The 7,849-nt window shown below is 71.4% G+C and carries 9 protein-coding genes; 6 read left to right on the top strand and 3 right to left on the bottom strand.

Translation table 11 applies throughout. From position 1 onward, the window contains the following. Positions 1–8 precede the first annotated feature (8 nt). Positions 9–1,454: a glyceraldehyde-3-phosphate dehydrogenase gene (locus BZY54_RS30470; protein ID WP_086728547.1), complete on the bottom strand. Its 1,446-nt coding sequence runs from the start codon at positions 1,452–1,454 to the stop codon at positions 9–11. 207 nt (positions 1,455–1,661) lie between these two features. Here BZY54_RS30470 and BZY54_RS30475 point away from each other — a divergent pair, with 207 nt between their 5' ends. The 6 genes from BZY54_RS30475 (at position 1,662) to BZY54_RS51080 (ending at position 5,677) form a co-directional block, all read left to right on the top strand. Further along, positions 1,662–2,723 carry a PucR family transcriptional regulator gene (locus tag BZY54_RS30475; RefSeq protein WP_086728548.1) on the top strand — a complete coding sequence of 354 codons (1,062 nt, stop codon included), beginning with the start codon at positions 1,662–1,664 and terminating at the stop codon, positions 2,721–2,723. A gap of 146 nt (positions 2,724–2,869) precedes the next feature. Then, positions 2,870–3,415, top strand: coding sequence for a hemerythrin domain-containing protein (locus tag BZY54_RS30480; protein WP_086728549.1), 546 nt, complete (start codon positions 2,870–2,872; stop codon positions 3,413–3,415). Continuing rightward, a complete protein-coding gene (locus BZY54_RS30485; RefSeq protein ID WP_086728550.1) occupies positions 3,412–4,500 on the top strand; it encodes an NADH-quinone oxidoreductase subunit B family protein in 1,089 nt (362 codons plus the stop codon). Before BZY54_RS30480 ends, BZY54_RS30485 begins: the two co-directional genes overlap by 4 nt. 27 nt (positions 4,501–4,527) lie before the next feature. Beyond that, on the top strand, positions 4,528–4,734 hold the full coding sequence (locus tag BZY54_RS30490; protein ID WP_086728551.1) for a hypothetical protein: 207 nt from the start codon (positions 4,528–4,530) through the stop codon (positions 4,732–4,734). Positions 4,735–4,789: 55 nt separating this feature from the next. Next, positions 4,790–4,939 (top strand): hypothetical protein, encoded by a 150-nt coding sequence (locus tag BZY54_RS51775; RefSeq protein WP_167414098.1) that lies wholly within the window; start codon positions 4,790–4,792, stop codon positions 4,937–4,939. Between the two features lie 390 nt (positions 4,940–5,329). Continuing rightward, on the top strand, positions 5,330–5,677 hold the full coding sequence (locus BZY54_RS51080; protein ID WP_086728552.1) for a DUF3566 domain-containing protein: 348 nt from the start codon (positions 5,330–5,332) through the stop codon (positions 5,675–5,677). Between the two features lie 37 nt (positions 5,678–5,714). Here the strand turns inward: BZY54_RS51080 and BZY54_RS30500 are convergent, their stop codons facing one another. Next, positions 5,715–6,635 carry a DMT family transporter gene (locus tag BZY54_RS30500; protein WP_086728553.1) on the bottom strand — a complete coding sequence of 307 codons (921 nt, stop codon included), beginning with the start codon at positions 6,633–6,635 and terminating at the stop codon, positions 5,715–5,717. A 289-nt stretch (positions 6,636–6,924) separates the two neighbouring features. Further along, positions 6,925–7,701 carry a ribonuclease BN gene (locus tag BZY54_RS30505; RefSeq protein WP_086728558.1) on the bottom strand — a complete coding sequence of 259 codons (777 nt, stop codon included), beginning with the start codon at positions 7,699–7,701 and terminating at the stop codon, positions 6,925–6,927. Between the last annotated feature and the right edge of the window lie 148 nt (positions 7,702–7,849).

Raw genomic sequence — 7,849 nt, forward strand, 5'->3', positions numbered from 1 at the left:
CGCCGGGATCAGACCGCCGGCGCCGGGTAGGTCGGGTACTCGACCCCGGAGACGTACTGGACGACTCGGATGACCTGGCAGGAGTAGCCGAACTCGTTGTCGTACCACAGGTAGAGGATGGCGTTGTCGCCCTCGACCTTGGTGGCGCCGGCGTCGACGATCGAGGCGTGGCGCGAGCCGATGAAGTCGCTGGAGACCGCGTCGGGAGCGCTGATGAAGTCGATCTGGCGCTTGAGCGGCGAGGTCAGCGAGACGTTGCGGAGGTAGTCGAGGACCTCCTCGCGGGTGGTCTCGCGGGCCAGCTGCAGGTTGAGGATGGCGATCGAGACGTCCGGCACCGGGACACGGATCGAGCTGCCGGTGATCCTCGCCTTGAGGTCGGGCAGCGCCTTGGCGACGGCGGAGGCGGCGCCGGTCTCGGTGATGACCATGTTGAGAGGCGCGGACCGGCCACGGCGCTCGGACTTGTGGTAGTTGTCCAGCAGGTTCTGGTCGTTGGTGAACGAGTGGACCGTCTCCACGTGGCCGCGCAGGACGCCGTACTCGTCGTCCATGGCCTTCAGCGGCGGGACGATCGCGTTGGTGGTGCAGGAGGCGCAGGACAGGATCTGCTCGTCCGGCTTGATGGTGTCGTGGTTGACGCCGTGCACGATGTTCGGGACGTCGCCCTTGCCCGGCGCGGTCAGGACGACCTTGTCGATGCCGGGGCGCAGGTGCTTGGACAGGCCCTCGCGGTCACGCCACTTGCCGGTGTTGTCGATGAGGATGGCGTCCTTGATGCCGTACGCCGTGTAGTCCAGCTGCGTCGGGTCGTCGGCGTAGATGACCTTGATCTCGTTGCCGTTGGCGACGATCATGCTGTTGGCCTCGTCGACGGTGATCGTGCCCTGGAACTGGCCGTGGATGGAGTCGCGGCGCAGCAGCGAGGCGCGCTTGACGATGTCCTGCTGGCCGCCCCCGCGCACGACGATGGCGCGCAGTCGCAGACCGTTGCCGGACCCGGCCTTCTCGATGAGCAGGCGGGCGACGAGGCGGCCGATGCGGCCGAAGCCGTAGAGGACGACGTCGCGTCCCTCGCGGCGCTCGATCTTGCCCTCGCCCGTGGCGCCGGCGACGGCGTCGGCGGTGAACCGCTCCACCGACAGGCCGCGGTCGTCACTCCGGTACGTCGCGGCCAGCATGCCGATGTCGATCTGCGACGGCCCGAGGTCCAGCGTGGTGAGGGCCTGGAGGAACGGCAGCGTCTCGGTGACCGAGAGCTCCTCACCGGCGATCTGACGGGCGAACCGGTGGGTCTTGAGGATGCTCACCACCGACTTGTTCACCAGGGAGCGGCTGTGCAGCAGGACGGTGACGTCCCGTTCCCGGTGCAGCTTCCCGATCATCGGGATCATCGACTCCGCGATCTCCTCGCGGTTCTTCCAGTTGGTGAACGAGTCGTCGTTGACAGTCACAGATCTATCTTTCGAGCTAGGAGGCGCTCATATGCTAACCCCATGACTTGTTGATCACCCAAACGGTGGTCGCGGAGGTTCGCGTCGGGTGCTGTGCCGTGTGCGCAAAACGGGCCGGACCGGTCATCGGTGTCCGAGGTTTGTCACCCGTGTCCACCGTGCGTTAAAGAAGACGCCAGCGACCGATCAAGATGTGGGGGAGGGGCCGTGGCGCGGCCAGAGGTGCCCGAGGAGTATCTGGAGGGCTACACCCGGATCCTGGCCGATGTCTGCGCCACCGGCCGCCGGCTGACCCGGGACGAGCTGGAGTCCCTGCGGGTACAGGGGGAACGGGCGGCGGAGGCCGGACACGGACTGCGCACCCTCGTCCGCCGCCACCTCGCCGAGGCCCGGGCGTTCTCGCCCGCGCTGGCCACCGCCGGGATCGACCGGGTCCTCGCCGCCGTCGAACAGGCCGTCGACGCCTTCGCCGAGGGCCACGAGCGCGCGCAGCGGCTGGCCATGCGCCAGGAGGAGGCCGACCGCCGGGAGTTCATCGACGACCTCCTCTACGGCCGCAGCGACCTCGGGCGGCTGGCCGAACGCGCCGAACGTTACGGGCTGCTCTTCTCCCGCGCCCACGCGGTGGCCGTCGCCCAGGGCCGGCAGCCCGTCGACGACACCCACCCCGCCACCCGGCACGTCGAGACAGCCCTGCTCGGCCGCTTCGGTGAGCGCCGCATCCTGCTCACCACCAAGGACGGGCGGCTCGTCTGCGTCGCCCCCGGCGACCAGGACGACGTCCTCGCGTTCTTCACCAAGCACGCCCACGCGGCCACCGACGGAGGCCGGGTCGCCATCGGACGCCCCCATCCGGGCGCAGGGGGAGTGGTCCACTCCTACGAGGAGGCCCTCAACGCCCTCGAACTCGCCGACAGCCTCGGCCTGCCGGAGCCGGTGCTGCGCGCCGCGGACCTCCTCGTCTACCCGGTCCTGACCCGTGACCGGCAGGCGATGGCCGACCTCGTCCGCGACACCCTGGGCCCGCTGCGGAGCGCGCGGGGCGGCGCCAAGCCGCTCCTGGACACGCTCACCGCGTACTTCGACGCCGGCTGCACGGCGGCGGAGGCGGCGCGCCGCCTCAGTCTCAGCGTGCGCGCCTTCACCTACCGTCTGGAACGCATCCACAAGCTGACCGGCGCCGACCCGGCGGACCCGGTGCACCGGTACACCCTGCAGACGGCGGTCATCGGCGCACGTCTTCTCGGCTGGCCCGACCACGACGTCTGACCCGTCCGGCACGGTGGGCCCGCGCCGACCCGTCCGGCACGGTGGGCCCGCGCCGTTCACCCCACTGCACCAGCACGAGGAGCGGTCCGGGGAGTCCCGTGTTTGCCTGGTTCAGGGAACGGACAACCCTGCCCGGGAAAGGTGCGATGGACGCCATCGAGTTGTTGAAGCACGACCACCGCATGGTCGAGCAACTGTTCCGCGACTACCACGCCGCGGCCTCCGCGACCCAGCGGCGCGGAGTGGTCGAGCTGACGATCCGCGAGCTGTCCAAGCACGCGGCGCTCGAGGAGATGATGGTCTACCCGATGGCCAAGAAGGTCATCCCCGACGGTGCGCAGCGGATCGACGAGCACCTGAGCGAGCACATGGCCGTCAAGAAGCTGCTTGCGGCCCTCGACAAGCTGCCCTCCGGCGACGAACGCGAGAGCGACCTCATGACCCGGCTCCGACAGGAGGTCGAGGAGCATGTGCGCGAGGAGGAGGGCGAACTCCTGCCCGAGCTGCGCGCACGCGTCTCCCAGCGGGACCTCGACGAGCTGGGCCGGCGCCTCGGCCAGGCCAAGCAGATGGCGCCGACCCGGCCCCACCCGAACGCGCCGGTCCACCCCCCGGCGCTGACCGTGGTCGGTCCCCTGGCGGCCGCCTACGACCGAATCCGCGACCGTCTCCAGGGGAGGCCCAGCACATGACCGTCGACAGCGGCACCACTCTCGTCGACCGGGAGCCCGAGGGCGCGCACGAACGGGCCGGCTTCGACGAGATCCACATCCTCTGGATCTCCGAGGGCATGAGCTGCGACGGCGACACCGTCTCCGTGACCGCCTCGGACCAGCCCGCGATCGAGGACATCGTGCTCGGGCTCGTCCCCGGGCTGCCGAAGGTGCACCTCTACAACAAGGTGCTCTCGCCGAGCCTGGGAGGCGAGGACTTCCTCGCCCCCTTCCGGGCGGCGGCGCGCGGCGAACTCGAGCCGTTCATCCTCGTCATCGAGGGCTCGATCCCCAACCAGAACATCATCGAGGGCGGTGGCTACTGGACCTCCTTCGGCAACGACCCGGAGACGGGAGAGCCACTCACCCTCAACTGGTGGATCGACCATCTCGCGCCCAAGGCGTGGGCGGTCGTGGCGGCCGGCACCTGCGCGGCGTACGGCGGTATCCACGCGATGGCCGGCAACCCGACCGGTTCCATGGGCCTCGCCGACTACCTGGGCTGGGACTTCAAGTCGCGGGGTGCCCTGCCCGTCGTCAACGTGCCCGGCTGTCCGGTCCAGCCCGAGAACTTCATGGAGACCCTGACCTGGGTGCTCTACCACGCCGCGGGCTCGGCGCCGCCCCCGCCGCTGGACCACATGCTCCGCCCGCAGTGGCTGTTCGGGAAGACGGTCCACGAGGGCTGCGACCGGGCCGCCTACTACGAGCAGGGCGACTTCGCCAGGGACTACAACTCGCCCAAGTGCCAGGTGAAGGTGGGCTGCTGGGGGCCGGTGGTCAACTGCAACGTGCCCAAGCGCGGCTGGATGGCCGGCATCGGGGGCTGCCCGAACGTCGGCGGCATCTGCATCGGCTGCACGATGCCCGCCTTCCCCGACGCCTTCATGCCCTTCATGGACGAACCCACGGGCGGCAGCCTGTCCTCCGTCCTCATCAAGCCCTACGGCGCCTTCATCCGGCGGATGCGCGGCATCACCAGCATGGCGGTCAACAAGGAACCCAAGTGGCGCCACAACCAGGACGCGCTGACCAGCGGCTACGACCCGTACTGGCGAGCCTGACACAGCAACGAGCCCGAGGAGCCGATCATGGGCAGGATCAGAGTGGGCAGGCCCGACGTGAAGCCCGACACCCCGAGACACGTGCGCGGGCTGCACCAGGGCAACGCCGGTCCCTACGACCGGCAGCAGGGGCACCACGAGGACGGCACCGCCGACGCCCGGCGGTCGACCGGCATCCACTGGAAGAAGCACAACGCGATCATGAAGATCATGCCGAACATCTCGCCCGGGTGAGGGGCCGCCGGGAACGGATGCGGACGGACAGCAGCAGCCCAGGGAAGGAACGGCAATGACAGGCAAACAGGTGCTGATCGCGGAGGCCGTGGTGGTCGGCGGGCTGGCGCTCGCCCTGCTGGTCAAGGAGCTGCCCGGGGCCTTGCGCGAGGTCAGGATCTGGCGGATGGTCGGTTTCGGCGCCGGCTCACGGCGCCCGCGCTGACCCGGCTCGGGACAGCACGGGGTACCTGAGCCGGACGCGGAGCAGCGACAGGGCGACCGTCACCGCCGTCGCGACCGGCCCGTACCTGGCACGGGCGACAGCGGATGCGGGCCGGGTTCGGTGCGCATGGCGTCGAGGACGCGCACCGGCGGGGGACCTCGCCAGGCGGCCCGGACGTCGGCGACGCACCCGAACGTGAAGCCGCTCCGGCACGAGGGGGCCCGGAACCAGGAGGAGCCACACATGGGCCGGAGCAGACGCACGGCGCGCGGAACGGGTGGCCGTACAGACGGCGTCCGGCCGGGCCCCTCTCCTCGAATACCCGACGGGGCGGATCAGTCGCCGCCGGTGGCCGGGAACGCGCCCCGGCTGCGGAGACCGCGGACGCGCATGACCGCTGCCGCCCCCGTGTCGGTGCTGACGGTGAGCTTCCTGGTCTCGCTCGGCCTGGTGGTGTGCACGGCCGTCACCCTGCCGCCCGTGTGGATCCTGCTCGCCCTCCTCGGCCGCGACCCGTGGCCGCCCCCGGGCTGGGCACTCGCCCTGGCCGCCTGCACGGTCGCGCCGATCACCGCGTTCGCGACACTGTGCAGCTTCCTCTGCAACCTCTCGTGCCGCTGCGTCGGAGGCGTCGAACTGACCCTGGCCGAGGACGCCCGGGCCACGGCGGCACCGGATGCGGATGAGCAGGCGTTGCCACCGGAACCGGCGGAGCAAGCGGCACCGTCCGGTCCGTGACCGCCATCACCCGTGCGCGTCGGAGCCCGCCTCCGGTTCAGGACCGCTGCCGGGCGGGCCGCTGGGGGCCCGGACCCGGTCCGCCGCCCTCGTCGGGCGACGTGTCCCAGGCGCCGGAGGCCGCGGCACCCGCCAGTCCTATGCTGCCAGCGCCGATGAGCACGACGCCGATCACTTCGGGCAGCACCTTGACCCCGAGCCCGATGTACTCCTCGAACAGCGCCCATCCCAGTGCCACGCTGGTCACGGCGTCTCCGAGCGTGAGCGCCGGCTGCGACGCGGTGAGGCTGCCGGCGCGGAACGCGCTCTGCAGCAGCAGGAAGCTCAGCCCTCCCACGACGACCGTGGCGTACGGGGGCCACTGCGTCAGCAGCGCGCCGAGGCCGTGGCCGAGCCGCCCCATGACCTCCTTGAGCAGCGCGGCCGTCGCGGCGAACGACACCGCCGACGCCAGCCCGAGCAGCGCGGCCCGCGGAGCGCCGTGCACCAGGCGCGAGGCCCCGAGCACCGCCACCACCACCCCCAGCAGCGCAGCGCCCACCGTCAGCCAGAGTTCCGGTTCGGCGGTCGATGTGCCCGCCGAGGGCGAGGCCGCGGCGAGGAAGACGGCCAGGCCGACGGCGAGGGCGGCGAACGCCAGCCAGGTCCGCCGGTCCGGGCGGCGGCGGAAGACGACGCTGCCGACGGCGAGGGTGAACAGCAGCTCACTGGCCAGCAGCGGCTGGACCAGGGACAGGCTGCCCACGCTCAGTGCCGCCGCCTGGAACACGGTGGACAGCCCCAGCAGCCCGGCGCCCGCGAGCCAGTGCGGGCGCCTCAGCACACGTCCGAGCCACCGCAGCGCCTGCCGCGCCCCGCTGCCGCCGGACTCGTCCGTCGCGGCCCGCCGCTGGAGCACCGAGGCCGAGGCGTTGGACAGGGCCGCCAGCAGGGCGAGCACGATCGTCAGGGCACTCACCGGCAGTCGTCCGACCTAGGCGGCGGGCTGCTGAAGCCCGCCGCCGCGGCGGCGGTTCGGGAACCGGACGGGGCGTGGGACACGGTGGTTTCCTCGGCGGCGAGGGCGAACGCCGGGGGACGCGGCCTGCGCCGCGGCCACCCCGGGTTCGCGCGGGCTGGGCCGTCACGGAGTATCCCGGTAACCACCTCGCCAAACGCCTCTCCCTCGGTCGCCGAAAGCCCGCCCCGGGTCCCCCCGGGACATCCGGCGCCCGCCCTGGAGGACAGAGAGGACAGACACCCCCTAGCTAGTCCTCGTCGTGCCTGAGCGGTGACCAGTGGTGCTCGCAGAACCACCGGCCGAACATCGCACCGCCGTAGACGACGAAGCCGACCCCGGTGAGCCACGACTCGACGACCAGCACGACCCCCACCGTGCCGTAGCTGAACGCGTTGTCGACGATGAGCGGGGTGAAGACCAGGTAGGAGAAGACGCGCAGGCCGCCCAGGCCCACCATGGTGGCGAGTGCCCCCGGCAGCAGACTCCGCCAGTGGATCTGTCCGCCCAGCAGGAAGTGCTGGCCCCACCAGAAGAACAGCGCGCCGGTGGTCGCGGACACCGTGATCCGCGGCCAGCCGTGGAACTCGTGCCCGTTCAGCACCTCCTGGTAGAGGTACGCGGTCATCGCGGCCAGCCATGTCGCCTGCCGCCACACGCGGTGCCAGGGGCCGGGCGGCAGACCCCAGATTCGCTCGTAGCCGTTCTGGACGCTGCCCGCGAAGGAAATACCGAACACGGCGAGCAGGACCCCGCCCCAGACGCTGGTGGTGCCGATCACCTTGACCGGGGGGCTGATGATGTCCCCGAGGACGCGGGCGGACCGGCCGGACAGGCCCATGCCGTCGACCAGCCATGACGCGAAACCGCCCTCGCCGAGCGGATCGGCGGCGGCGATGACGATGAGCAGGGGCGCCAGCGTGACCAGGGAGAGGGTGGCGAATCCCATAGCCCGGTGCATCAGCTCCAGATCGCGTCCGCGCCGGACCAGGGCCATCGCGGCGAGGCGGTGCTCCAGACCGAGCATCGCCCGCCGGGTCCGCGGGAAGTGATGCCTCACGCCCGCCATCCTGCACACACGGACGGCCGCCCGCCGCCCAGGGACCGCGATCCCTTCCTGCCACCGGTCATCCCGCCGCTCCTCGGGTCCTCGGGCCCGGGCCCGAGGACCCGAG

It is taken from the genome of Streptomyces carpinensis, from assembly GCF_002154505.1.
Taxonomy (GTDB): Bacteria; Actinomycetota; Actinomycetes; order Streptomycetales; family Streptomycetaceae; genus Streptomyces; species Streptomyces carpinensis.